Here is a 25,921-nt window from a genome sequence, read left to right as displayed (position 1 = left end):
CTGGATATCTCGTCTCGCTGGCTGAACGCTTTTGATCCAATTGATTTCCCAAAAGCGCCAAAAAGCCATGGCATCTGATGAAATGTTATAATATATCATTTTCTGACGTGCCGAACATAAAAAGTCAACCTTCATCGACCGGAGCATCCCCATGACGGCTGCCAACCCGCAAATTGCCGATAAACTCAAATTCAACGAAAACGGCCTGATCCCGGCAATCGCCCAGCAGCATGACACGGGTGAAGTCCTTATGATGGCGTGGATGAACCGTGATGCGGTGCTTGAAACCCTTGAAACCGGTCGGGTGTGCTATTTCTCGCGGTCGCGCGGCAAGCTCTGGCGCAAGGGTGAAAGCTCCGGCCAGGTGCAGAAACTTGTCGATTTCCGCTATGACTGCGATCAGGACACCGTCTTGGTACAGGTCGACCAGCTTGGCGTTGCCTGCCACACGGGGCGTCGCAACTGTTTTTATTTCGCCGCCCGCGATGGACAGGAAGTCGTGATTTCCGAACCGGAAGTCTCGGTCGATGAATTGTACGGCAAGAAATAAGACAGAAAACAAGACATATACGACATGGCCATTTCCGACGAACAGTTTGAACGCATTGCCACCACCGTCATTACCGGCTTTCTGGGCAGCGGCAAGACCACCCTTCTGAATGCCCTTCTGACCCAGGACGGCATGGACAATACAGCCGTCCTGATCAATGAATTTGGCGAAATCGGGCTGGATCACCTTTTGGTGCGCGAAGTCTCCGAAGATGTGGTGTTGCTGAATTCCGGCTGCATTTGCTGTTCGGTGCGCGGTGATCTGATTTCGGGTCTGCGCGATCTGTTTGTCAAACGCACGCGTGGCGAAATCCCGGCCTTTGACCGGGTGATCATTGAAACCACGGGGCTTGCCGACCCGGCACCGATCCTTCATACGCTGATGACCGATCCGCTGCTGACCACCAAGTTCCGTCTTGATAGCGTTGTGACCACGGTGGATGCCATCCATGGGTCCGGGCAGCTTGACCAGCACCCCGAAAGCGTCAAACAGGCCGCCGTCGCCGACCGTATCCTGATGACCAAATCCGATTTGGCCGATGATACGACGCGCACCGCCCTTGAAGCCCGCCTGCGTGCCCTGAACCCCGCCGCCCCGATCTATCAGGTGATCAATGGCGATATCGCGGTATCCAAACTGTTCAACGCCGGCCTTTATGATCCCGAAACCAAAAGCATGGATGTGCAAAAATGGCTGCGTGACGAGGCCTATGACCATCACGGGGATGAGCCCCATGACCATGAACACAGCCACGATCACGACCATTCCCGTGATGATGCACATGACCACGGTCACGATCATCACGGCCACAGTCATGATCATAGTCACGACCACGATGTGAACCGCCATGACGATCACATTCAGTCATTCTGCATCACCTTTGACGAACCGCTGCATTGGGATGCTTTTGTCACCTGGGCCGAGATTTTTACCCAGATGCGCGGCGAAAGCCTTTTGCGCGTCAAGGGCATCCTGAACCTTGTCGGTGAAGACGCCCCGGTCGCCATTCACGCCGTCCAGCATGTTTTCCATCCGCCCGCATCGCTTCCGGCCTGGCCCAGTGATGACCATCGATCAAAAATCGTTTTCATCACCAAGGATCTCGGTCCCCAGGTCATTCGGGAGTCCCTTTATCACCTCAATGCGGCGGTCAGCGAAACCGGGAACACAGCACCAACATCATAAGTTGATCCGGTTTGAGCCATATCAAGGATATCGAACCGTTTCAGGTGCAGATTGGATCTTGGCTTGATACAGCCTCACTCTAAGTCCTGAACTTCGGGCGACCCGACATACCCGGTCGCCCTTTTTCTTTTCAAAAATGTCTTTTGACACAAAGACATCTGTCGCACGTCCTTCCCCATTGAACAGCGCACTTCATCCAACCGTACAGGTTGCGGTTTGGTTGCATTGCACTAAATCTGGCGCATGTTAGCGCATAATTGACACCTGATCGTCATTTGAACAGGACGATGACAGCAGCCACAATTACAACAATCAAACACAGAGGGGGTAACACATCATGATTTACCGGAACTGGCAGGGTATCGAAATTCCGGCCCTCGGATTTGGGACATACGAACTCAATAATGATGACGCGGCAACAATGGTCGCAGAGGCCGCCAAAATCGGCTATCGCCATTTTGATACCGCCCAGATGTATCACAATGAAGAAGGCGTTGGTCGCGGTCTTAAGGCATCGGGTCTTGCGCGCGATGACTATTTCCTGACCACCAAGGTCTGGTACGACAAGTTCCAAAGCGGCGATTTGCAAACGTCGGTCGTTGAAAGCCTGCGCAAGCTTGATCTTGACCATGTCGATCTTCTGCTTTTGCACTGGCCGACCGACGAAGTCCCGCTTTCCGAAACGCTGGCCGCCCTTAACGAAGTCAAAAACCTTGGCATGACGCGCCTGATCGGGATTTCGAACTTCCCGACTGCTCTGATCGACAAGGCCGTGTCGCTCAGCAACATTCCGCTGACGGTCAACCAGGTCGAATATCACCCCTATCTTGATCAGTCCCGGGTGCTTGAAAACCTGCGTTCGCATGACATGCTGCTGACCGCCTATTGCCCGATTGCACGCGGGACGGTGTTGCATGACCCGGTGCTTAAGGATATCGGTGCGAAATACGGCAAATCCGGCATTCAGGTCACCTTGCGCTGGTTGATGCAGCAAGACAGCGTCATGGCGATCCCGAAATCGGGCTCTCCGAAAAATGCCGCCGCCAATTTCAATATCTTTGATTTTGAATTGTCCGATGAAGACATGGCGGCAATCAACAACCTGTCAAAACCCGATGGCCGCATGATTGACCCGTCCTTTGCTCCGAAATGGGACGAAGCCGCCTGATCGGAACGCTGTTGCGCGGACCATTCCGCACAATAACGCGCATGATTTTGCCAAGACCGGCTCCTTTCGGGCCGGTCTTTTGCGTTGGCCTGCACGGCAATATCAAAAACGGGCGAATTGACATTGCATTGCAACGCCAGCTTGTTTCGCACATGCGAAAAGCGTAAATTGATCCTATTCATCAGACAAAAGACTGTTGTCCGACATGGCCCAAACCAACGCAACGATGACCGATACCAACGTATCCACCGCCACACAGGCACCGTCGAAAAAGGACGATATTTCCCATCGCCTTTACGAAGATGTGCTGGCTTTGCTGCTTGGCACAATGGTGGTATCGCTTGGCGTGACGCTTTATAGCGAAAGCGTTCTGGTTACCGGCAGTACAGCCGGGGCGGCGCTTTTGATCGAACATGCGACGGGGCTGTCCTTTGGCCTGATTTTCTTTGTGATCAACCTGCCCTTCTATTGGCTGGCGTTCAAGCGCATGGGCATTGCCTTCACGCTCAAAACCTTTATCGCCGTCGGCCTTGTATCGGGCTTTTCAAAACTGACCCCGATGCTGGTTGATTTTCAGATGCTCAACCCGGTCTATGCGGCAATCTCTGGCGGTGCGCTGATGGGGATTGGCCTTCTCATGCTGTTTCGCCACCGTGCGGGGCTTGGCGGGATCAATATCCTTGCCCTGTATCTGCAGGAACATTTCGGCATCCGCGCCGGTTACTTCCAGCTTGCCGTCGATATGGTGATCCTGATTATCGCCTTTCTGACCCTGCCCTTTGACAAGGTACTGCTTTCCATCCTGGGTGCAGTGGTCCTTAACCTGATTATCGCGCTCAACCATCGCCCGGGGCGGTATTTGGCGGCAAGGTAATCTGCTGCCTCCAAGCGTCTCCAAGCGCTTCCAAGACCGGCTTACTGTTGGGTTGACCGTTGGGCCTAAGACGACGGCGTGATCAATTCACGAATTGTTTGACGACTGTCGGCACAGGCTGTTTGAACGTCTGTTGCCTTGGACGCAATCGGCAACCGTTGGGCAACAGCCCAAAGCAAAAGATTGCTGTCGATCCGCGTCAGCCCAAGCGCCTCCCCGGCATCGAGAACCACCGAGCACAATTTTTTCGCCTGGGTCGGAAGTTCAGCCCCACTGGCGGCGGCAACATCCTGCAATCTTGTGCTGAACTCTGTTGACGCCAGCAAATAGCTGTAAATCGTGCTGTTTTCAGATAACGGATAATTCAAAACTCGCTCCGGCGCCAATTTGAAATCCGTCGGCAGGCTTTCGACCTGCTCCTGACAGGAAACCTTGTTATTGCCCGTGGTCACTCTTTTTGCCGCAATGAAAAGCGAACGGGTCGGACAATCAAGCGACACATGCCATTCCCCGACATCCAGTGCGTCTCTGAGGCCATTGCTATCAAGGTCTTTGGGCAACCTCAACTTGACCGAGACAATCGGCATGTCTGGCGAGAACTCCTGAAGCAAACTGTCAGACAGGACTTTTTCACTCAGACTAAGCGAAAACAGTTTTCCAAGGGCGCTGTCCCAAATCTGCGCTTCCTTGTCGACCGAATTCTTGGTGAAGGTGGTCAAAAGATCGGATTCAGGTGAAATGACCTTTGTTGCCTCGCGCGCAACATTCAAAGCACTTTGCACAATCTGGCTGTCGGCACTTCTGGATCGTGCCAGTTCGACCGCAATGCTGACGCGTGACCCGGCCCGGATACGCACAAGCTTATTGACCGACTGGCCATAAATATCGGTTGACCATGCCTCGCCAACCTCACTGTTGCTGGTATGTGACATTGCGACCACCGGAATAACCGCCGAATAGGCTGGTCGTTCTCCGGCAATATCAACACGGAAGGTCAGATTTGCCGACAGGGTCTTGCCAACAAAGAAACGCGCAATCGCATTTCGACGCTCCTCGTCATAGTCGCGATTCACAACCGATGCCGCGGAACCGGTTCCACCACCGCTTCCCAATGCAACGGCTGTCACTCGCACCCGGGTATAAGTATCGTCCCAAAAACCGATCGTCGCACCGGAACTCTGGCGTTCGACAAGAATGTGGGGTGTTACGTTCAAAACGTTACTGGTCGCGGCACGCGAACCGGCATCCCCGTTCCCGCCTGCTGCCGGTTGCTGTTGCCCCCCGTTACCTTGGCCGCCACCTTGGCCGTTACCCTGGCCGTCACCTTGACCGTTACCCTGGCCACCACCTGCAACCTGTTGCGTCTCAGCACCTGGCGCGCCTGCGCCCTGCACCGGGGACTGGTTGCCAGCCGGTAAGCCCGCACATCCTGCAAGCAGCAGTAAAGTCAGTAATCCAACCCCGCGCATTTCAAGTCCCCCCGGATGCATTATCGCCACAAAAAATAATGAATATAACAAACGCATAAATCAACCCATGATTGTTTACGCTTTTGCAACGTCAAGCTGCCCCGGGGATAAGGCTTAACCGATGCCCAACAAAGAAACGGGGCGCGAACGCCCCGTTTTGGAAATCTGATTTTTGCGTGCGAATGTCAGAATTCGACTTTGGCACTCAGGATTGCCTGGAACGGCTCCCCGATCTGGTTACCCAGATTGTTGGTGCCGATCGAGGAAGTGTAATACACCTCGTCAAAGATGTTTTTCAGATTGAGCTGGAAGGTGATCGGGTTGCTGGCATCAATCGTGTAGGACGCAAACATGTCCGCAACCGCATAAGCCGGAAGATCATAGGTATTGGTGTTGGTCCCCGGACGTTCACCGACCGCACGGACACCACCGCCCGCGCGGAAGTTGCTTGCACCGGGCACCGCAGTCCCGAAATCATAGGCCAGGAACAGCGACCCGGTATGGCGGGCCACATTGGCAAGACGCTTGCCCTTGAGTTCGGGGTCCTTTGTCACCCGTGCATCGGTAAAGCCATAGCTTGCGATAATGTCGAGATTTTCGGTAAGCGCCCCGGCCACATCAATTTCAAGCCCGCGCGAACGCACGGTTCCCGCCGCCTTGACCACGGTTTCGCCACCGACATCTTCGGAATAGGCGACGTTGTTTTTCTCGCTGGTATAAAGCGCGATGTTGGTCGTCAGACCATTGGCGACCTGGTATTTCGTGCCGACTTCATAGGAAATACCTTCTTCCGGGGCAATATTGCCGACATAGCTGCCGATCGAGGATTGCGGACGGAAGGTCTTGGCAACATTGGTATAAAGCGACAGTTGCGGCGTTGCCTTATATACCAGACCGCCATTGGGGATCAGTTCCTGACCATAACGTTCGGTGTTGGTCACAAACGGCCGTCCCTTGCCCGCCAGAATGTCGTAATATTGCACACGCAACCCACCGACCAGTATCCACTGGTCATTCAGATGCAGGGCATCGCGCGCATAGGCCGAAACAGTCGACAATGTTTCGGTCTGGTCACTGTCGCTGGCCGACACGTTCGTACATTCATCCAGATTGCCATAGACCGGATTATAGATATTGAAATTGGTGACGTTGCTACACCGGATCATATCCGTACGCAGCGTATCACTGTAATCATAGGACGTGCCAAACAGCAGCTCGTTCTTCAGCCCCGCCAATTCGACTTCGCCAGTCAGGTCAGCACGCACGGAATGCTTGATCAGGGTTGAATCCTGTGTCGCATCGGCGCGCCGGGTCACATCGCCGGTGCTGGCATTATAGGACCGCACACGCGCCTGGTTGTCGGCATATTTGTTACGGCTGAAGCTGTAATCAAAGCCAAGTTCCCACGCATCGCCAAGATCCTGATTGACTTCGAACTGGACCATATCGGTCTTGCCCTTGGTCACGTTATAGGGCTCGTCAAAGCGGATTTCCGGATCAACATTGACCGCCTTGCCGGTATTGAGATCAAAGATGGTCCCGCGGTCGAACGGCACACTGTATTTTTCGTGGAAGTAACTTAGCGTAATGTCGGTTTCATCGCCTTCCCAACGAAGGGACGGTGCGATTTGCTGGCGTTCGGTTTCCCCGAAATTGCGCCAGTAATCGGTTTTCTCGTAATCGCCAAGTAACCGGAATGACAGGGATCCGTCTTCCACCAGCGGTCCGGTCACATCAAACCCGGCATTGCCGCCGCCAAAACTGGTCAGGCTTGTATTCACCTCGCCACCGAATTCGGATTGCGGTTTCTTGGTGACGATATTGATCATCCCGCCGGGATCAAGAATGCCATATAATGTCGATGCCGGCCCCTTGACCACTTCGACATGATCGACCGTGATGTTGAAGCTGCGCGGTGTGGCAACCTTAAGCCCGTTCACCAGAATGGAATCATCACGGTTCGATCCAAATCCGCGACGAATGATCGCATCCTGCGTCGCGCCAAGTGTGTTCGTCTGCGTCACCCCGCTGACATTGGCCAGAACATCGTCAAGGCTGCGCGCATCCTGATCTTCGATAACCTGCGATCCGACGACATTGACCACCCGCGGCACATCAATCAACGGGGTTTTGGTTCGGGTCGCCACCGATGTGCTGACCGGCTGATAACCGTCAACCGCATCGCCGCCATCCCCGCTTCGCTGGCTTGCTGTCACGGTGACCGGCTGGGTCGTTACCGCTGTTGCAGTCTCGTCGGTTGACTGCTTTTGGGTTGGCTGGGCTTGAGCGACCTGCTGGATCTGGCTGCCGGCTTCTTGTTCGCCCGCGGCACGGGCATGATTGACCATCACCCCGCTTATCGATACCGACGCCAGCAACAAGGCCCCGAATTTACAATGTTGCACCTTCATTCTAACCACACTCACAATTCCAGTTAATAATTATTCTTAATTACTTTGAGAGTGGTTATCATTGTCATTTATGTAGTAGTCAAACCCTAGTTTCACCGATTGCCACAAAACCGGCCTGTTTCCGACCTTTTTATGCCATCAAACACCGGTCGAAAACCGCTAAATAACCCCTGTTTTCGATAAAAAGTGAAAAAATATAACCGTTGGTTTCTTGACTACTACAGTCGCAAATGTTTCTCATTTGCTTTTGGAATCTGCGGAATCGCAAAGACTCACCCGATGATCAAAGACGCTCCATCACGCGATGCTGCCCCATTGGCAGCAGAAAAACTGCATGCTGCATTCCGCGAAACAACGGTTTTGCACGATATATCATTGTCTATTCCGCAAAACCGGCTCACGGTTCTGGTCGGGCCGAACGGTTCTGGCAAATCGACATTGCTTTCGACCCTGTCGCGTCTGATGTCCCCGGCAAAGGGTACGGTTTACCTTGCCGGCAAGGATATCCATACCCTGCCCACACGTGATGTCGCCCGCAAACTGGGCATTCTGCCGCAAAGCCCGGTCCTGCCCGAAAGCCTGAATGTCTATGATCTGGTGTCGCGCGGTCGCTACCCCCATCAGGGACTTTTCCGGCAATGGAGCAATGCCGACGAGAAGGCCGTTCATCACGCGATGGAAATCACCGACACCGCAAGCTTTGCTCAAACACCGGTCAATGCCTTGTCCGGTGGTCAGCGTCAGCGGTGCTTTATCGCCATGGCTCTGGCACAGGAAACCGACATCATCCTGCTTGATGAACCGACAACCTATCTTGATCTGCGTTATCAGGTCGATGTCATGAAACTGATTGCCGAATTGTGTCGCAGCCACGGTCGGACAATCGTCACCGTTCTGCATGACCTGAACTTTGCCATGCAATATGCCGATCACCTGATTTTCCTTAAAGACGGCAAAATACATTGCACAATCGATGATCCGAAATCCTGTTCAGCCAACCTGATTTCAGATGTTTTTTCCACCGACGTCATCCGGCTGGTGGATCCGGATTCCGGCATCCCGGTATTCATTCCGCGCCATAACGCTGGCAATCACGCCTTGCCATCCGCATCACCATCAAATGCCGCCCCGACCGGATGTGCACCGTGAGAACGGAACGGCTGTCGGGGGTACATATGGCATCGCGTCCGATCCTTGGCCTTGTTGCGATGCTGGTCCTGATTTCAACGCTTTATCTTATAGTCGGGCCGCGTCTGATCGGGTTTGACAGCCTGCTTGACCTTGCAAACGGTTTTGATGCCGGCAGTTTTGATCACCGCGTTCTTCAAACCATTCGCATGCCACGGCTTGTCGCGGCCCTGATCACCGGTGCGTGTCTTGGCCTTTCGGGTCTGTTGTTACAGGGGCTTTTGCGCAACCCGCTGGGTGAACCCCATATTCTGGGACTGAATGCCGGGGCGACACTTGCGGTTGTTGTGGCAACAGCGGCCCCAATGGGCCTTGCCACCGACGGCATTGCCCGCCCGCTGATTGCCGCGACCGGTGGCGGTTTGCTGTTTCTGGCGACGATTGTTTTTGCCTCTGCCGGGAAATCGGGCATGACGTTGCTTAAGGTCACCTTTTGCGGCATTGCCTTTTCCGCGCTGGCGTCTGCTGTGACATCGGCCATTCTTATTCTTGATGATGACACCCTTGATCAGGTGCGTCTTTGGATGGTCGGGGATCTGGCCGGGGCCCGGATGGATACCCTTTGGGCTTCTTCCTGGTTACTGGTGCCAGCCGTGATCGCCGCGCTTTATGTTTCAAGTTGCCTGAATGCGCTGGCACTTGGCGATGATGTGGCAACCGGACTTGGCATATCGGTTCGGCGGGTACGCCTGATCGGTATCATTGCCGCCGCCCTGTTTTGCGGGATCGCGGTCGCAATCGCAGGTCCGATCGGCTTTGTCGGGTTGATTGTACCCAATCTGGTGCGCCGCTTTGTCAGCGATTATCGATTATCCGTACCGCTTGTCGCATTGGGTGGTGCGGGCTTGCTGGCCCTTGCCGATCTGGCAGCCCGGCTTGTGATGCTGCCCCACGAAATTCCCACCGGACTTGCCACCGCCTTTGTTGGCGCACCGGTCTTTAGCATTCTGGTGGCAAGGGTGCTGCGATGACCATGCCATTCAAACAGCCCCGTGCCACCGGCTATCACCAGATCACGATCGGCCGCCTTGAAATGCGTCTGCATATTTTGCGCAGCGTCATCCTTGTCCTTGCGGCATCGGGGCTGATTGCCGGGGTATTCTGGGCAATCACACTGGGCAGTCAGGATATCCTGCCAGCCGGTCTGATCGCCGTCATGTCGGGTGATGTGACATTATCCCCCACAGCACAGGCGATATTGACCGAATTGCGCCTGCCACGGGTTGTTCTTGCTGTTTTGTGCGGGGCGATGCTGGGGCTTTCGGGTGCATCGATGCAGTCACTGACCCGCAATGGCCTTGCGGATCCGGGGCTTCTTGGCGTGCGCGAAGGATCCATTCTGGTCATTTTGTGCCTGACCCTGTTTGGCCCGTCCCTGCCCGCCATTTCATATCCGGTACTGGGCACGATTGGTGGTTTGCTGGTGGCTGCAATGACGGTTGCCATCGCGCGATCGACCTCGAACCTGCGCTTTGTGCTGATTGGTATCGGGCTGTCGTGGTTTTTATCAGCACTGGTGGCCATGATCCTTGTGTCCCTTGACGCCAGCGACGCCCAGCCATTGCTTCTTTGGGTTACCGGCAGTCTGGCATCCGCCACCTGGGATATTGTCCCGGTCGCAGCGGGACTTCTGCTTGTCAACTTTGTGCTGCTTCTGGGCTGCGCACGGGCATCTGATGTCATGTCCCTTGGCGCACAGACCGCAACCGGACTTGGTGTACGGCTTGGCCGGACATCGGCGATCCAGCTTCTGGCGGCAACCATGCTTTCGGCAACATGTGTCTCGACCATTGGCGGGATCGGCTTTATCGGCCTGATCGCCCCGCACCTGACCAAACTTGTCATTGGCAACCACAGCCAGGCATCGGTTCTTGCGGCCAGCGCCCTGGTGGGCGGGCTGTTGTTGCTGGCATCCGATACCATTGGCCGGGTTGCGTTTTTACCCCTGCAACTGCCAGCCGGCATTGTTCTTGCCATGATTGGCGTGCCGGTTCTTCTGATCCTGCTTTGGAAACGCCGCGATGAACTTTAGGACGATCTTGATGGCAATACCCGTTGTGTTTTCATGCAATCAGCACCCGGTTGCGCGCGATCGCATTTCCCCGCTCCCCCTGTCTCCTCACTTCATATTCCGACGGGTCAGAGCTGCTATTGCCGTCTTCGTCGCAGTCCTTCTGTGGGGCATGAACGTACAGGCAAAAACATTCACCGATGACCTTGGCCGGGATGTCGAGGTGCCGGACCATCCGACGCGGATCATTTCGCTATATGATGTGGATGTCACCATTCCGCTGATTGAACTTGGCGTTTTTCCAATCGCCAGTCACGGACGTATCGGCCTTGACGGGACGCCGTATTTGCGGTCTTCCCGGCTTTTGACCGGGGTGGATTTTGACAATTCCGACATCCGCTATATCGGATCGACCGAGATTGATCTTGAAACCATCACCGCCCTGGCGCCCGATCTGATCATCACCGCCCCGGGCCGGGCCAGTGCAATCGAGCCGCTTCAGGCGATTGCACCCACGGTTTCACTTGATGCCGCGCGGCTGGGTGGCCCCCATGTGTATCAAAAGCTCGCCGAACTGACCGGACGGCAAGATGCCCTGAAATATCTAGAAGCCCGCTATCAGGCCAATATCGCCGCCCTGAAACGCAATCTGAACCCGTCGGACATCTCCGTCAGTGTGCTTCAGCCCCTTAATGGCAAGATCAATATCTATCATACCTATCGATCACTGGGACGGGTGCTGCGCGATGCAGGGTTCAAGTTCCCCGCACTGATTGACAATATCGCCCCTTCCGGCCGCCTTCAGGTAAGCCCGGAATATCTTCCCGATCTTGATGCCGATTACATATTTGATCCGTTCCGCGATGACCGCAACAATGGCGCCAAGGCCGAGATCGGGGCAATGAACGATATCTTTCCCGACTTCTGCCGTTTCCTCCGGGCCTGCCGCGACGGCCGCTATATCCTGGTGTCGCGTGAAATCGCGATTTCGAATTCCTATGGCGCGCTGTCGATGATGACCGCCCTGATCACCTCGCACATTGTTGCCGACCGCTTCCGGCCGCCATACGGCCCCACGACCAAATCACCGGAAAACGCACCGAAATCCTGAATGCGGTGCGCCGCCTTACACCGGCATCACCGCCTGTTGCATCCTTCATCAAACCGGGAGTAGCCCGTGTCCAAGAATTTCACTGAAAATCCCGTTGATCGTTTTGCCGAACGCATCAATGCCCGCGCAGACCGCCTGTCTCCCAGCATGCAACTGGTTGCCGAATATATCCGCGATAATCTGAGCGCGACCCTGTCACAATCGGCCCTTGAGATCGCCCACATCACCGATACATCCGATGCCACGGTGATCAGAACGGTTCAGGCGGTCGGCTTTACCGGCCTTCGCGATCTTAAGGAAACCATCGAAGGTTTCTTTATCGCCACCAATTCACCAACCGCAAAAATGGCGTCGACAACATCGGATGTTGCCAATGATGCCGATACCGCCATCGATTTCATGGTCGAAGATCAGCTTAACGCCATGCTCGAACTGGGCCAGCCCCACAACCGTGCCGGAATGCGCAAGGCGGTCGAACTGCTGTCTGGTGCCAACCGGATCGGTGTATCGGGGATTGGGGCATCGGGCATCATCGCATCCTATGCCGCCCGTCTTTTTTCTCGCAGCGGCTATCCCGCCTATGAATTGAACCGCACCGGCATATCATTGGCCGAACAATTGATCGAGGTCGGACCAGGCGACGTGATTGTCATGCTGGGTCATGGCCGCCTGCATCGCGAAGCCAGCGCCACCGTTGCCGAGGCCGAACGCCTGTCGGTTCCCCTGATCGGGATTGTCACATCCGACAAAAGCCCGCTGATCAAAATCGCCGAAGCCGCAATCGTCCTGCCGCGTTCCAAAAGCGATCAGGTCGCCCTGCACGCCCCCATGATGTGCTGCCTGGAAACCATGATGATCGGCCTTGCTGCGGCCAATCCGGCCAAGCCGCTTGCCACACTTGAACGCATCGTTGAAATCCGCAACCGCATCCGCCCGAAAAAGTAAAACCGAACGCTGCTGTCATGACGACGAACGCGCGCGGCTGGCACGGAAAGGTCGAAATATTCGGATAACAGATTGATAAAAAAGAAAAATGGCGATCCCTGCAGGACTCGAACCTGCAACCTACAGATTAGAAGTCTGTTGCTCTATCCAGTTGAGCTAAGGGACCGCTGGGTGGGGGGGGTTTGCTTATCCCCCGGGGCATGGCATTGGTCGCCTGCCCGGCATGTTTGCAGGGTTTAACGTCCCCTGTCAGACGAAACGGGGCGGATGCCCGCCCCGATGGTATGGTCAGCCGGTAACAGCCAGTCCGCAATCAGACAACGCGTTTGAACGCGAAATTGTCGGCATAGGACTTGATCTGGACCTTGCGCGGCTTGGGCTGTTCGATATCGGCGATCAGCTTGTGCTTGGCGGCAAAGGCCTGGGCTTCTTCAAGGGTATCGAAATACATGCGGACCTGGCCACGGGTATCGGTTGATCCGATCCATCCCATCAGCTGATCGGCGACTTTTTTCGCACCCGGTTCAAATTCCATAACCCAGTGCTTGGTCGCAGCCTGACCGGACTGCATGGCGTTTTTGGCAGGTTTATAAACACGGACCTTCATCGGGACCCTCGTCTTGACCGTCGGGATAAGATGGTTATGGCAGTTTAACGGGCCTCTCTAACCCCTGCCAATACTTCATCTTTTACACCTTTTGTCGCGAATTGGAAATCCTGTTGGATCACCGTCAGACAACAAAAAGGGAAATGGTCGGGAAGGCGAGATTCGAACTCGCGACCCCCTGCTCCCAAAGCAGGTACGCTACCAGACTGCGCTACTCCCCGACGCGGATGTGGATTTAGCACCATAATGCCGGGTGGGCAAGACCGCATTATGCGTTTTTTCCGAAAAACATGCACAAAAACCAAAGGCCGCAGATATGGTCTGCGGCCTTGCTATTGCTGATTGATCTTTTGACTGTGGGCGGGTTGGCCACAACGCCCTAGCGCGGCAGACCTTCGACCTTTTCGCCAACCTCAAAGCCCATCTTGTCGGCCGAGCCACCATTCAGCTCAAGCACGAAACGCACCGGCTTTGGCGACGGGATGATGGTTTCCGATTGCGGTACCGTGCGCTTCTCAATGCCGACAATCGTGCCACTGGCATCAATGAACAGCATATCAAGCGAAATGAAGGTGTTCTTCATCCACATTGAAATGTCACGTGCGCCGCCGAAATCAAACAGCATCCCGGCATCACTGGCCATTTCGGTGCGGAACATCAGGCCGCGCGATCGTTCTTCCGGGGTGACGGCCATTTCGACATTATAGACCTCACCATCGACGAGAATGCGCGATCGTTCAAATCCGGTTGCCTTTGCATTAAGCCCCGCAACCACTGCTGCGCTGATAAAGCACACCACCAAAGCCATCTGAATAAACGACTTCATACCCCATACCCTCTTAGTCTTCTGACGCGTTCCCGGACCTCGTCCCGGATTGCGCCGCCCCGCCATGGATCCGCCAAAGTTGTAAACAACTCGTTGGCCGGCTGTCTGCCACGACTATGCGACCATTTTATGACACGCAGGATATTTTCCGCTGTGATGGGTAACACAGGTGGTATTTCGATCCCGTTAATGGTCGCCCACACCCCGGACCAACAGCGTGCAACCCCATATGGACTATATCCTCCGCCGCCAAGAACAAGACTTCTTGGCGCCAATCTGGTCATCGCCCCCACGACTTCCCAGATCGATTGATTGCCCAAAAGCTGTTTTGAAAGCGGATCCTCGGCAAGAGTATCACATCCACATTGTAAAACAATAGCTTGTGGTGCAAAACTTAATGCAAGAGGAATCAAATATTCAAAAAGAACGAACCGCATCTCGTCGTCATTCATCCCGCCCGGCATCGGCAGGTTGCGGGCCATGCCCCCGGCCACGTCATCAATCGTGCCGGTCTTCGGCCATAAATCTTCCTGATGCATGGAAACGGTCAGAACCCGGTCGTCTTCGGCAAAGGCATATTGCACGCCATCCCCGTGATGGGCGTCAATATCAACATACAACACCCGTTCAAGCCCCGAATCGAGAAGCGCATAAATCCCCAGAACCGGGTCGTTGAAGTAACAAAACCCCGATGCCCGATCCCGCAACCCGTGGTGCGTTCCCCCGGCCGGATGATGGATGATGCCGCCATCGGCAATCAATTGCGCTGCCAGGATCGATGATCCGGCCGCAGTCGCCGGACGCCGGAAAATTTCCGGATAGATCGGATTGCCATTTTTACCCAGACCATACCGGACCATGGCCTCCTCGGGAAGGGACTGGTCACGTTCGGCCTGTATGACGGCATCGACATAGTCCGGGTCATGAAACCGCGCCAGTTGATCGGGGGTTGCCACCGGCCCCGTCAAATAGGTGCTTTCATCCACCCAGCCCAGCGCATGCACCATATCGACCACCAGCGACACCCGCGGGATCGCCAATGGATGTTTCGGCCCGTAACTGGACCCGCGGTAAATTTCGGCGGCAATCATGCGCGGGGTTATGTCACCCCGACGATAATCAGGAAGGGTTTCGGGCAAGATGGTCACAACAGATGTCAGTCAATTTCAGCGGCAGGATCCCCACAGCATTGCGTGCATTCACGCCATTCTGCAAGGGCTGATTACAGCGATCTGACACATCGATCATCGTTCTTTATCGCGCGCAGCGCCTGACACAAATTGTCACAAAACTTGACGGACGCGTTTTGACTGCGCATAGTCCCGTCATCTCCGGGGGGGCCGATCGTAAATCGGCTGAGAGGTTCGGTGTTGCCGAACGACCCTTTGAACCTGAACCGGTTAAGACCGGCGTAGGAAGGATCGAATGCGCGACACAGAACAAGCGCCCCAGCAGGCGCAAAATCCAACCAATTTCGATATCCATCTGTCGGGTGCCCGTGTGGCATTTGGCGGCGTTGATATTTTTGATGATCTTGATCTGACCCTTCGGGCCGGAAGCTTTACCTGTTTGCTCGGTCCCAGCGGCGTTGGCAAAAGCACACTTTTGCGCTTCCTTACCGGTCTGGTCGAAGGCGATGTTAGCGGTAACATCACCTGTTCTAACGGCGGAATCCTTAGGAACCGCATCGCCTATATGGCGCAGCAGGATTTGCTTTTGCCCTGGCGCACGGTGCGCGAAAATGTCGAACTTGGTGCGGTCCTTCGCGGCGAACGTCCCGATCATGCGCGCGCCGAACACCTGATCGCCGAAGTCGGTTTGACCGATGCCGCCCATCTGCGCCCGGCCAAACTTTCGGGGGGCATGAAACAGCGTGCCGCCCTTGCCCGCACCCTGATGGAAGATCGCCCGGTTGTCCTGATGGATGAACCGTTTTCAGCCCTTGATCCGGTCAATCGGTTACGGTTGCAGGAACTGGCCGCACGGGTTTTGCGCGGCAAGACGGTATTGCTGGTAACCCACGACCCGCTTGAAGCATTGCGTCTTGGCGATCATGTTCATGTCCTGTCGGGTGCCCCGGCCACCCTTGCCGATGCGATCACACCAGATGGTCAAAGCCCGCGCAACATCACCGACCCCGCCATTTTGGCCCAGCAGGCCGAATTATTGCGCCAACTTGGTGCAGATATCAGCACGGATTATGGTGCGGAGGCTGTGTCATGAGCCTTCAAAACAATCCTCATCCCCATAAAAAGCCACTGACAGAACGCCGCTGGCTTATGCTTGTGCGGCCACTGATCATTGTGGTTGCGCTGATTGCAACATGGCAGGCGCTGGTTCTGATTACCGGTGCGCCGAAATACATGCTGCCAACGCCCACAGATGTCTGGGCCACCCTGATTGCCCGGCATGATGTTTTGCTTGATCACGCGCAATATACCATCGCCGAAACGGTGATTGGCCTGTTTGCCGGTGCGGCACTTGGTACGCTGGCCGCCATTCCGATGGCGCTATTTTCGCCGGTTCGGTTCTGGCTGATGCCGATCCTTCTGGTGTCGCAGGCCATTCCGTTCTTTGCCCTGGCCCCGCTTCTGGTTCTTTGGCTGGGCTTTGGTCTGGCATCCAAGATTGCCATGGCCGCCCTGATCATTTTCTTCCCGGTGACTGTGGCCTTCTTTGACGGATTGGCCCGCACCGAAACCGGGTGGCTTGATCTGGCACGGACCATGGGGGCCAGTCGCTGGCGACTTTTGACCCATATCCGCCTGCCCGCTGCCCTTCCGGCCTTTGCATCGGGTTTCCGGGTTGCCACCGCCGTTGCTCCGATTGGGGCTGTGATTGGTGAATGGGTGGGGTCCAGTCACGGGCTTGGCTATTTGATGTTGCATGCCAATGCCCGGGTTCAGATTGATATGGTTTTTGCCTGTCTTCTGATCCTGTGCGCCTTTTCGATCACGCAATATTTCATTGTCGATCGCATCTTGCGCGCCGCCCTGCCTTGGCAGCCCGACAGCCTGAAACCGGTTCGGTAATACAATTCCCCGCTGCCCGATTGGCCGCGGTTTAAATCCTCATACAAATAATTTGGCGCATCTTACGGAGGTTCATCCATGTCACGCCTTAAATCCATGATCACCGCGACCGCATTGGGCGCAATGGTTCTTGGCACGTCCTCAACGGCCTTTGCCGCCGACAAGCTGGTCATTCTTCTGGACTGGTTTGTAAACCCGGATCACGCACCGCTGATCGTTGCCAAGGAAAAGGGTTTCTTTGCCAAGCATGATCTTGATGTTGAACTGATTGAACCAAGCGACCCGTCCGCCCCGCCGCGCCTTGTTGCTGCCGGTCAGGGGGATGTGGCGGTCAATTATCAGCCCCAGCTTCATGTGCAGGCCGCCGAAGGATTGCCGCTGACGCGTATTGGTACGCTGGTTGCGACCCCGCTTAACAGCCTGATTGTTCTTGAAGATGGCCCGATCAAGGAAATCGCGGACCTTAAGGGCAAGAAAATCGGCTATTCGCTGGCCGGGTTTGAAGATGCGCTGCTTGGCACCATGCTGGGCAATCACGGTGTGTCGATGGATGAGGTCGAGTTGATCAATGTGAACTTCTCGCTGTCGCCGTCGCTTTATTCCGGACAGGTTGACGCGATCATTGGCGGCTATCGCAACTTTGAGCTCAATCAGATGGAAATCGAAGGCAAACCGGGCAAGGCATTCTATGTCGAGGAAGAAGGCGTTCCGCCCTATGACGAGCTGATCCTGACCGTACGCAATGACAAGGTCAATGATCCGCGCTTTGCCCGTATGCTCGCCGCCCTCGAAGAAGGCGTGCAGTACCTGATCAACCATCCCGATGACAGCTGGAAGGCATTTATTGCGGCCTATCCGAACCTTGATGACGAACTCAATATCAAGGCATGGGCCGATACATTGCCGCGCTTTGCCCTGCGTCCGGCCGCCCTTGATAAAAACCGCTATGCGCGTTTTGCCGATTACATGGTGCAGCAGGGCCTGATTGCAGAAAGCCCGGCACTTGAAACCTATGCCACGGTGATTGAATAAAATTCAGTCCCCCCTGCTTCCGCAGCGCTTTCCCGGTGGATGCGGAAGTTTCAGGAAGGCCGGAACGTGTCCCCCGCGTTCCGGCCTTTTTCATGCGACACCACTCACGAAGCGTGTCATTGGCACTTGCGTTTACCTTCTGGTCACCAGACCTTGTGACAGACATAATCACATGATTGTTTTGATGGCAGGAACAGACGCGTGCAAATCCAATCCCGACCCGATCACCATACCGAAACCGGTTTTGAAAACCGTCATCCCCTGCCCGATCCGGTCAAGCGGTCGTTCTGGCGTTTTTTGAAACTGCGTTTGTCGGGCGATTACAAATGGCCAAAAGCAACCGAGCAAATCGGCAAAATCGCGACCGAAACACCTGATTTTGCGGCCATCCAAAATCCCGACCCGACCCGTTTGCAGGTCACCTGGGTCGGTCATGCCACGGTTCTGGTGCAATATGGCGGCCTTAACATCCTGACCGATCCGGTCTTTTCTGATCGCGCATCACCGTTCAAGCGACTGGGCCCGAAACGATACAGCCAGCCGGGCTTAAGCATCGATCAGTTACCCAAGCTTGATCTGGTGTTGCTGTCACACAATCATTACGACCATTTCGATCTTGCCAGCCTGACCGTTCTTGGCGATGTGCCGCGTTATGTGTTGCCGCTGAAAAACGGACCGTTGCTGGAAAAGGCAGGCATCACTCCTGATCGCTATGTTGAACTTGATTGGGATGAAAGCCACCATCACGGGGATGTCAAAATCACCCATGTGCCGTCCAACCATTGGTCAAGCCGCACCACCAAGGACCGCAAGGAAATGCTGTGGGGTGGCTATATCTTGGAATTCGCCGATGGCTACCGGTTCTATTTTGTCGGCGATACCGGCTGGAACGAGGCCCTGTTTAGCGAACTGGGCCAGCAACATGGCGGGATTGATTTCGGCCTGATCCCGATCGGTGCCTATGATCCGCGCGATTTCATGCGCAATTCCCATTGCAATCCCGAAGAAGCCGTTCAGATCATGCAGGCAATGGGCGTCAAACAGGCACTTGCCATCCATTGGGGGACATTCGTTCTGACCGCCGAACCGGTTGATGAACCGCCCAAGCGACTGGCATCGGCCCGCAAGGAAGCGGGTCTTGGCGATGATGACTTTATTGCCCCGCCGATTGGCGCAACCCGGTTCTTTGCAGGCAAGCAGGCCACGGTGGCCCCCGAACCGCATGCCATTTCGATCAGCGCCGAATAACAAACAAAACCGGCAGCGCGCAAACGCTGCCGGTTTCGTCCGATCCACGACCACCCATTGGGAGACGGGCGATCCGCATCGTTTCTGATCTGCAAGGAAACGCCGTCCCGCACATCATTAAAGATACGTTATAACATTACATTTTTTCTGCAAGGAAATTCTGAAGGGATAACGGGATGATGTGACGTTGCTTACACCATCCCGTCCAAACTTTGATAATGCGGGATTTAGACCCGCGTGCGCGGACGGCGGACTGATCCGTCTTCAAACCGCGAAAGTTCCATCCCGGCAAGGGTAATCGATGGCTGTCCGGTGGTGATCCAGTCTGCCAACACCTTGCCGACAACCGGCCCCATGGCAAATCCGTGCCCCGAAAAACCGGTGGCAACAAAGAAGTGCTTGGGATTGTCGAACTGATCAATGACCGGCACCGCATCCGGGGTGACATCAATATCACCGGCCCATTTGTCGACGATGCCGACCTGCTTGATCTGCGGGAAAACCTTTTGCAGATTGGACATGGCGTTGCTGACACGCACCTTATAGGGTTCCGCCTGATTGGTGCGCCTTCCGATCATTGGTTGTTTCGATGCTTCTGATCCCGGCAGACGATCGACCAGATCATCAAAGAACCGCTTGTTAAAGTGGAACTTGAAGGTCGCCCAGTTATCAAAAAGCCCCGGCGCAAAGGCCTTGGCATATTTGAAACGGCCAAGGGTCAGATCAATATCGGTCATGAATTCATCGGCAATATTCATCGACCCGTCAGTGCGCTGACGAAAGGCCAGACCGGCGGCCAGCGTCCCGGCAGCCGAGATATCGGGCACGGGCGTTGTACGGATAACGGTGCCACGCGTGGTTTGCTGCGGCAGTCGGCGGCCGAATTTGGCAACGAATTTATGGGTGGCGGCACCCGCGGCACAGATCACATATTTGCATTTGATCTCGCCCTTTTCCGACACCACCGAACTGATGGCACCCGCGGTTGTTTCAATCGAAAGCGCGCCGCATCCCTCAGCAATCACCGCGCCCATTTCGCTGGCACGTCTGGCGATGGCCGGTGCGGCTTTTTTCGGTTCTGCCTGCCCGTCCGATGGCGTGTAAATACCCCCGACACCGGGTGTTGTGATGCCCGGTGTGATGTTCTCGACACCTTTTGGTGACAGCACCCGGGTTTCAATATCAAAACCCTTGGCGTCTTCGATCCATTGTTCGTAATCGGCCATTTCCGCGTCATCGCGCGCCACAAACAGAACCCCGCCCTGACGCCATTCAAGATCGGCATTCAGTTCCTTTTCCAGTCCCTGCCAGATGCGGTTGCATTCGATCATCAGCGGCAATTCAACCGGATCGCGCCCCTGCTGACGGACAAATCCCCACGCCCGGCCTGACTGATGTGATGCAATCGTATCCTTTTCCAGAAGAACCACCTTCATCCCCGCCTTGGTCAGGTAATAGGCACTGGAAGATCCATGGATTCCGCCACCGATAACGACAACGTCGCATTCCTTTGGCAGGGTGATTTCGGGGTAATTGGTCATGTCGGGGCCTCTGGATTGGATTACAGTTTGGTGTGTGGCGCGAACCACGTTATGTTGCGCGGCAATAAATCTCAACAAAATCAGGTAGCCACCATGTCTGATCACGCAAAAAACCAAAAACCGGCCACCATCACCGCCCAGGCACTGGGCTGGGTTGATGACGCAACCAAGTCGGTCACACCGCCGCTTTATCCGTCGACCACGTTCGAGCGTAATACCGATCTCAGCTATCATGACGGGCGCTGCTATACGCGCGCCGATAACCCGACCTATGATCAGGCCTGCCAAGTATTAAGCACCCTGGAAGGTGGCAGCGAAACCCGCCTGTTTGCATCGGGCATGGCAGCGGCTGTTGCCTGTCTTCATGCCCTTAGCCCCGGCGATCATATTGTCGCCCCCAAGGTGATGTATTGGGCGCTGCGCAGCTTCATGCTTGATAGTGGCGTGCGTGCCGGTCTGTCCTTTGACTTTGTCGATAACGCCGACATTGCGGACTGGGACAAGCATATTGTTGCGGGCAAGACCAAACTGGTCTGGCTTGAAACCCCGGCCAACCCGGACTGGCAGATCACCGATATTGCAGCTGTTACCGAACTGGCGCACAAGGCCGGTGCACAGGTCGTTGTCGACAATACCGTTGCCACCCCGCTTTTGACCCGCCCGATTGAATTTGGTGCCGATATCGTCATGCATTCGGCAACCAAATACCTCAATGGTCACAGTGACGTTCTGGCCGGATCGCTGACCACTGCATCAGACGGCGAATACTGGCAACGTGTGTGCAAACAGCATGCATCTGGCGGTGCGGTTCTTGGTGTGTTTGAAACCTGGCTTTTGCTGCGCGGGATGCGCACGCTTTCGATCCGTGTTGAACGGGCATCGGCCAATGCGATGGCCATTGCCAAACATTTCGAAAACCACCCCGAAGTCGAACAGGTCCAGTATCCGGGCCTTGTGAGCCACGCCGGGCATGATATCGCGGTAAAACAGATGACGGGTGGATTTGGCGGCATGCTGTCGATCCGGGTCAAGGGCGGCGAAAAGCGCGCGGTTGATTTCCATAACCGGTGCAAACTTTTTAAACGGGCAACGTCACTTGGCGGTGTCGAAAGCCTGATCGAACATCGTTCTTCGGTCGAAGGCCCGACAAGCCCGGTTCCGGGCGATTTGCTCCGCCTTTCGGTCGGGATCGAGGATGCAGATGATCTTGTTAACGACCTGGAAACAGCATTGCGGTTAAGCAAATAAACCGAACCATCTATCAATCTGGAATTTCACGATCGATGTCAAAGCTCCCTCTTCGCTGGCTTCACGCAAATGCATTGTTTCGCAGTGCCGGTGTGATCGCCGCAATTGCAGGGAGCTTTGTCTTTTCCGGGCACAGCATCGCACAGACGCAAGAACCAGCACCGGCACAAATACCAGCCGGCACCGGCAGCCATCATGTCGCCGATATCAATGCCCTGCCGCCTGCACCCGGTCTTATTTTTGATCGGCGTGCTGGCGAATACATCATGTTTGATGAACTTGTGCGTCGTTTGTCGAACCGGAAATATATCCTGATCGGTGAAAAACACGACAACCCGATCCATCACCATCACCAGTCCCAACTGATTGATGCGCTGACAAAATCCGATCAACGCCATCGGGCCGTGGTCTGGGAAATGTTTACCCGCGATCAGCAAGGTCTTCTTGATCAAAGCTGGCAGGAAGTTCCGATCTCCGACCTTGGGCAGACACTGGAATGGGAAGAACGCGGCTGGCCGTCATGGCATGACTATGCCCCGATCGCAGAAATCGCCAAGACACATGACCTGACGATGGTGGCGGGCAATCTGCCAGATGATCTTTTACGGCCAATCATTGCCGAGGGCACGGCGGCACTGCCTGCGACACTGGCGACAAAGCTTTCGCTGCCCGACATGCCCGACGAGATTATGGAACGGTTCCGTGTTGAAATGGCCGAAAGCCATTGCAACGCCCTGCCCAAAAGCATGCTGGGTGGCTTTTCAACGGTTCAGTTCGCCCGTGATGCGTCCCTTGCCCGCGCCATGACCGATATCGCCAATACCGCCGATCATGACGGGGCATTTTTGATCGCGGGCGCCATGCATGTGCGCCACACCATTGCTGTTCCCTGGCATATCAGCCGGTTCGAACCCGGTCTTGATGCCAATGACATTGCCGTCGTCAGCCTGATCGAAGCCGACGATCCAAGCGACAATCCCCCCAAACCACAGGACTATGCCGAACGGTTCGGCAATCGGGATGATGTCGATTTCATGTGGTTTACCAATGACATGGTCCGCAAGGACCCGTGCATTGATCTTACAGTCGGGCAATAGATCCCGATAACGGCCTGTTTACCGCCAGATATCCGGATATGCCGTATCCCGATCGGAATTACTTGATGCGCCGTGGCAGCCAGTCGGTTGTCGCCACGGGTTTACCCTTGTGCGATCGCATGACACGCGGGCGCACGACTTCCTTTGCCTCGGGCGTGGTGGCACTTTTGCGGACCGATGCATAAAACTCCACCAGCTCCGTATATGGAATGATGGTTCCGATCCCTTCCTTATAGGCCTTGGTAAAGGGCGGATGGTTGCGCACCGTCATGCTCAGATGTTCGACCGTGTGATGACCAAATTGCGACCAGATGCTTTCAAGGAAATGGGCCGTTTTCGGGTCAATCGGTTTGAGCCGCACATCAGGACGGCTTTCTTCCATCACCGCATAAAGGTTGGGTTCGACCGGGCCGAACTCCTCAGCGACGAAGATCGCAGGCATCAGCATATTGCCGTGATAATTCGCCCCGTAATAGGCCTGGGCCAGATACAGCAAACGGTGCAATTTTTGCGGTTGCAGATATTCGTTATCGTTCAGGGCAAGATCAATGAATCTGAACGCTGCTTCGAAAACTGTGTTGAGAACCGGCTTGTTCTGCATTCCTGGCCCGATGGTCTGATGGGAAGATGCCCCATCATAAGGCCTATGTCATATGGCAACAAGCACCGGCGACTTTGATCAGGGAAATTTTGCAAACAGATATGATCCCGCGATGATCGCCAACACCCCGGTCAAATCCGGGTCAAACCGACGCATCAAGCTGACGACCACGCACACCAACACCATGCGCCACCGCATTTACCAGCGCGTAAAAGGACGTGCCGCTATTGGCTGACAGGTCAAAGGGAATGGATGGATCAAGCATGGATGCAAAGTCCTGATCAGACTGCACGTCCATCGCACCTTCGCGGTCACTTGCCCGCCGGGCGGCAGACAATGCGCGCTGTTCGGTTCGCTGATCTTTTTGATCGCCCGGGTTGCCCTGCCCCGGCTGGCGCTTGTTCTTGCCGTCGATATAGGCATTGAACAAAATGCCGTCATCATCCGGGTTATAGGAATAATGCTGAGATGATTCTTCGATCTGCGTACTGCGATCAACTGTCGACACACCGCGCGCACCAGCAGCCGCAAGTCGGCCATACTGGCTGACCTGTGAGGTTGTCTGTGCTGTTTGGACCGGTGTGATCATTTCCTCTTTCCTGCCGCAGGGCGGCGAACCAATTCAACCCAAGCATTATACATGAATATAATGGGGAATGGCAGAAATTTCAAAGATCCGGCGGTATTGGGCCTGTTCAGTCGCCTTCGAACTCGACCAGATGGAATTCCTCGATACCGCGATCACGGATCTTTTGCGCCCCGCCCAGATCGGGCAGATCAATGATAAAGGCACAGGCGACAACTTCTGCGCCAACCTTTTCAACGAGATCAATTGCCGCCAGCGCAGTTCCGCCGGTTGCAATCAGATCATCCATGACAAGAACACGGCTGCCCGGCTTTATCGCATCCTTGTGGATTTCAATCACGTCGGTTCCGTATTCCAGTTCATATTCCACACCGATGGTTTCGGCCGGCAATTTGCCCTGTTTACGGATGGTGACAAACCCCACGCCCAGTGCAAGTGCCACCGCCGGACCAATGACGAAGCCGCGCGCTTCGATCCCGGCGATCATGTCGATTTTCTTGTCCTGAAATTCTGCGGCAAAGCTGTCGATGACTTCGCGCAGGCCGTCAGCATCTTCAAACAGGGTCGTGATGTCGCGGAACATGATCCCCTTTTTCGGGTAATCAGGAATGGTACGGATCAACGACTTAATCGACATGGGATACTCCGGCCAGCTTTCAGGTGGTTCGCATATCGCGCACACAGAACCCGGTCATCTCCGGGCTTGCTGCGCATACGGCGACACTTGATGCCTGAAAGCTGCCGGAATGGCAAGCTTCATCAAAAAGCTGCACCAACGGCCGGAACGCCAAATTGCGTTCAGGCGGCGTGCGGTGTCATTGTACGCCCTTGGGCAACTCCCTGGGCACGTACATGGGCACGGTGGTTTTGCGTTCGCATTGCAACGAAATCATTTGCCAGCTTTTTGCTGATTTCCGCGCGTGTTCCGCGCGGCAGTCCGGTTTGGGCGGCCTGGCGATTGCCCCAGACTGCACGATAAAGGCGGTAATCATGGTCATTGATCTGACCGAATACTTTTTCGACTTCCATCAGAGTTTGGACGTAACTCTTTTTCATGTCAGCCATCCTGTTGCTCGTTAGGCATTCGCACATCATTGCGGCGAAGGAAATGCACCGTTTGCCGATGCGCGTTTTACAGCAGCGATATAGTCCGGTGTTCGTGGCCACTCAACTGCATGACGGTGACAAGAT

At 55.1% G+C, this 25,921-nt stretch carries 25 protein-coding genes, 2 tRNA genes and 1 riboswitch; of the genes, 15 read left to right on the top strand and 12 right to left on the bottom strand.

Annotated elements, in window-relative coordinates:
• Positions 1–151: 151 nt before the first annotated feature.
• The 4 genes from hisI (at position 152) to CU041_RS05280 (ending at position 3,777) form a co-directional block, all read left to right on the top strand.
• Complete coding sequence (gene hisI / locus CU041_RS05295; RefSeq protein ID WP_068519295.1) at positions 152–550, top strand: phosphoribosyl-AMP cyclohydrolase; 399 nt, start codon at positions 152–154, stop codon at positions 548–550.
• Positions 551–574: 24 nt separating this feature from the next.
• Complete coding sequence (locus CU041_RS05290; RefSeq protein ID WP_101246049.1) at positions 575–1,735, top strand: CobW family GTP-binding protein; 1,161 nt, start codon at positions 575–577, stop codon at positions 1,733–1,735.
• Between the two features lie 337 nt (positions 1,736–2,072).
• On the top strand, positions 2,073–2,903 hold the full coding sequence (locus CU041_RS05285; protein WP_068519293.1) for an aldo/keto reductase: 831 nt from the start codon (positions 2,073–2,075) through the stop codon (positions 2,901–2,903).
• Positions 2,904–3,108: 205 nt separating this feature from the next.
• A complete protein-coding gene (locus CU041_RS05280) occupies positions 3,109–3,777 on the top strand; it encodes a YitT family protein (RefSeq protein ID WP_324788715.1) in 669 nt (222 codons plus the stop codon).
• Positions 3,778–3,842: 65 nt separating this feature from the next.
• Here the strand turns inward: CU041_RS05280 and CU041_RS05275 are convergent, their stop codons facing one another.
• Together CU041_RS05275 and CU041_RS05270 are read right to left on the bottom strand one after the other, a co-directional pair.
• Positions 3,843–5,246: a hypothetical protein gene (locus tag CU041_RS05275; protein WP_170310145.1), complete on the bottom strand. Its 1,404-nt coding sequence runs from the start codon at positions 5,244–5,246 to the stop codon at positions 3,843–3,845.
• 185 nt (positions 5,247–5,431) lie between these two features.
• Entirely contained in the window at positions 5,432–7,657 is a 2,226-nt protein-coding gene (locus CU041_RS05270) for a TonB-dependent siderophore receptor (RefSeq protein WP_212733768.1), read from the bottom strand.
• 279 nt (positions 7,658–7,936) lie between these two features.
• Between CU041_RS05270 and CU041_RS05265 the strand changes: the two genes are divergently transcribed.
• From CU041_RS05265 to CU041_RS05245, 5 genes are all read left to right on the top strand, one after another.
• On the top strand, positions 7,937–8,806 hold the full coding sequence (locus CU041_RS05265; protein WP_101246047.1) for an ABC transporter ATP-binding protein: 870 nt from the start codon (positions 7,937–7,939) through the stop codon (positions 8,804–8,806).
• A complete protein-coding gene (locus CU041_RS05260; RefSeq protein WP_212733767.1) occupies positions 8,803–9,816 on the top strand; it encodes a FecCD family ABC transporter permease in 1,014 nt (337 codons plus the stop codon). Before CU041_RS05265 ends, CU041_RS05260 begins: the two co-directional genes overlap by 4 nt.
• The gene (locus CU041_RS05255; protein ID WP_101246045.1) at positions 9,813–10,877 is read left to right on the top strand and encodes a FecCD family ABC transporter permease; all 1,065 of its coding nucleotides are present in this window, start codon (positions 9,813–9,815) and stop codon (positions 10,875–10,877) included. Before CU041_RS05260 ends, CU041_RS05255 begins: the two co-directional genes overlap by 4 nt.
• A 151-nt stretch (positions 10,878–11,028) precedes the next feature.
• Positions 11,029–11,967, top strand: a complete 939-nt coding sequence (locus tag CU041_RS05250) for an ABC transporter substrate-binding protein (RefSeq protein ID WP_101246044.1) — start codon at positions 11,029–11,031, stop codon at positions 11,965–11,967.
• 66 nt (positions 11,968–12,033) lie between these two features.
• Complete coding sequence (locus CU041_RS05245; protein WP_212733766.1) at positions 12,034–12,912, top strand: MurR/RpiR family transcriptional regulator; 879 nt, start codon at positions 12,034–12,036, stop codon at positions 12,910–12,912.
• Positions 12,913–13,001: 89 nt separating this feature from the next.
• On the opposite strand, the gene CU041_RS05240 is transcribed toward CU041_RS05245, so the two are convergent.
• The 5 genes from CU041_RS05240 to CU041_RS05220 all read right to left on the bottom strand — a co-directional run bounded on the left by CU041_RS05240 (position 13,002) and on the right by CU041_RS05220 (position 15,493).
• Positions 13,002–13,078, bottom strand: a tRNA-Arg gene (locus CU041_RS05240).
• Between the two features lie 147 nt (positions 13,079–13,225).
• Positions 13,226–13,519 carry an ETC complex I subunit gene (locus CU041_RS05235; protein WP_068519286.1) on the bottom strand — a complete coding sequence of 98 codons (294 nt, stop codon included), beginning with the start codon at positions 13,517–13,519 and terminating at the stop codon, positions 13,226–13,228.
• A gap of 144 nt (positions 13,520–13,663) precedes the next feature.
• Positions 13,664–13,740 (bottom strand) — tRNA-Pro (locus CU041_RS05230).
• A 158-nt stretch (positions 13,741–13,898) separates the two neighbouring features.
• Positions 13,899–14,345, bottom strand: coding sequence for a DUF192 domain-containing protein (locus CU041_RS05225; RefSeq protein WP_068519285.1), 447 nt, complete (start codon positions 14,343–14,345; stop codon positions 13,899–13,901).
• The gene (locus CU041_RS05220) at positions 14,342–15,493 is read right to left on the bottom strand and encodes an acetoin utilization protein AcuC (RefSeq protein WP_233433013.1); all 1,152 of its coding nucleotides are present in this window, start codon (positions 15,491–15,493) and stop codon (positions 14,342–14,344) included. Before CU041_RS05220 ends, CU041_RS05225 begins: the two co-directional genes overlap by 4 nt.
• A gap of 175 nt (positions 15,494–15,668) precedes the next feature.
• Positions 15,669–15,780: riboswitch (TPP riboswitch) on the top strand.
• Between CU041_RS05220 and CU041_RS05215 the strand changes: the two genes are divergently transcribed.
• The 4 genes from CU041_RS05215 to CU041_RS05200 all read left to right on the top strand — a co-directional run bounded on the left by CU041_RS05215 (position 15,771) and on the right by CU041_RS05200 (position 19,657).
• Positions 15,771–16,568, top strand: coding sequence for an ABC transporter ATP-binding protein (locus CU041_RS05215; protein WP_101246043.1), 798 nt, complete (start codon positions 15,771–15,773; stop codon positions 16,566–16,568). (Overlaps the previous riboswitch by 10 nt.)
• Positions 16,565–17,377: an ABC transporter permease gene (locus CU041_RS05210; RefSeq protein ID WP_101246042.1), complete on the top strand. Its 813-nt coding sequence runs from the start codon at positions 16,565–16,567 to the stop codon at positions 17,375–17,377. Before CU041_RS05215 ends, CU041_RS05210 begins: the two co-directional genes overlap by 4 nt.
• A 78-nt stretch (positions 17,378–17,455) precedes the next feature.
• Positions 17,456–18,409, top strand: a complete 954-nt coding sequence (locus tag CU041_RS05205) for an ABC transporter substrate-binding protein (protein WP_101246041.1) — start codon at positions 17,456–17,458, stop codon at positions 18,407–18,409.
• A gap of 201 nt (positions 18,410–18,610) precedes the next feature.
• On the top strand, positions 18,611–19,657 hold the full coding sequence (locus tag CU041_RS05200) for an MBL fold metallo-hydrolase (protein ID WP_101246040.1): 1,047 nt from the start codon (positions 18,611–18,613) through the stop codon (positions 19,655–19,657).
• A 227-nt stretch (positions 19,658–19,884) separates the two neighbouring features.
• Here CU041_RS05200 and CU041_RS05195 read toward each other — a convergent pair whose 3' ends face one another.
• Positions 19,885–21,198, bottom strand: a complete 1,314-nt coding sequence (locus CU041_RS05195; RefSeq protein WP_101246039.1) for an NAD(P)/FAD-dependent oxidoreductase — start codon at positions 21,196–21,198, stop codon at positions 19,885–19,887.
• A gap of 93 nt (positions 21,199–21,291) precedes the next feature.
• Between CU041_RS05195 and CU041_RS05190 the strand changes: the two genes are divergently transcribed.
• Both CU041_RS05190 and CU041_RS05185 read left to right on the top strand, forming a co-directional pair.
• The gene (locus tag CU041_RS05190) at positions 21,292–22,446 is read left to right on the top strand and encodes a trans-sulfuration enzyme family protein (RefSeq protein ID WP_101246425.1); all 1,155 of its coding nucleotides are present in this window, start codon (positions 21,292–21,294) and stop codon (positions 22,444–22,446) included.
• Positions 22,447–22,481: 35 nt separating this feature from the next.
• Complete coding sequence (locus tag CU041_RS05185; RefSeq protein WP_101246038.1) at positions 22,482–23,543, top strand: ChaN family lipoprotein; 1,062 nt, start codon at positions 22,482–22,484, stop codon at positions 23,541–23,543.
• Positions 23,544–23,601: 58 nt separating this feature from the next.
• Here CU041_RS05185 and CU041_RS05180 read toward each other — a convergent pair whose 3' ends face one another.
• From CU041_RS05180 to CU041_RS05165, 4 genes are all read right to left on the bottom strand, one after another.
• On the bottom strand, positions 23,602–24,144 hold the full coding sequence (locus CU041_RS05180) for a Panacea domain-containing protein (RefSeq protein WP_068519279.1): 543 nt from the start codon (positions 24,142–24,144) through the stop codon (positions 23,602–23,604).
• Between the two features lie 142 nt (positions 24,145–24,286).
• Positions 24,287–24,733, bottom strand: coding sequence for a hypothetical protein (locus CU041_RS05175; RefSeq protein ID WP_101246037.1), 447 nt, complete (start codon positions 24,731–24,733; stop codon positions 24,287–24,289).
• A 106-nt stretch (positions 24,734–24,839) separates the two neighbouring features.
• Positions 24,840–25,367 (bottom strand): adenine phosphoribosyltransferase, encoded by a 528-nt coding sequence (locus CU041_RS05170; protein ID WP_101246036.1) that lies wholly within the window; start codon positions 25,365–25,367, stop codon positions 24,840–24,842.
• 161 nt (positions 25,368–25,528) lie between these two features.
• Entirely contained in the window at positions 25,529–25,786 is a 258-nt protein-coding gene (locus CU041_RS05165; RefSeq protein WP_101246035.1) for a hypothetical protein, read from the bottom strand.
• Positions 25,787–25,921: the final 135 nt, after the last annotated feature.

The sequence above is a fragment of the Thalassospira povalilytica genome (assembly GCF_002844235.1).
Lineage (GTDB): Bacteria > Pseudomonadota > Alphaproteobacteria > Rhodospirillales > Thalassospiraceae > Thalassospira > Thalassospira povalilytica.
This window is presented reverse-complemented; position numbering and strand designations above follow the sequence as displayed.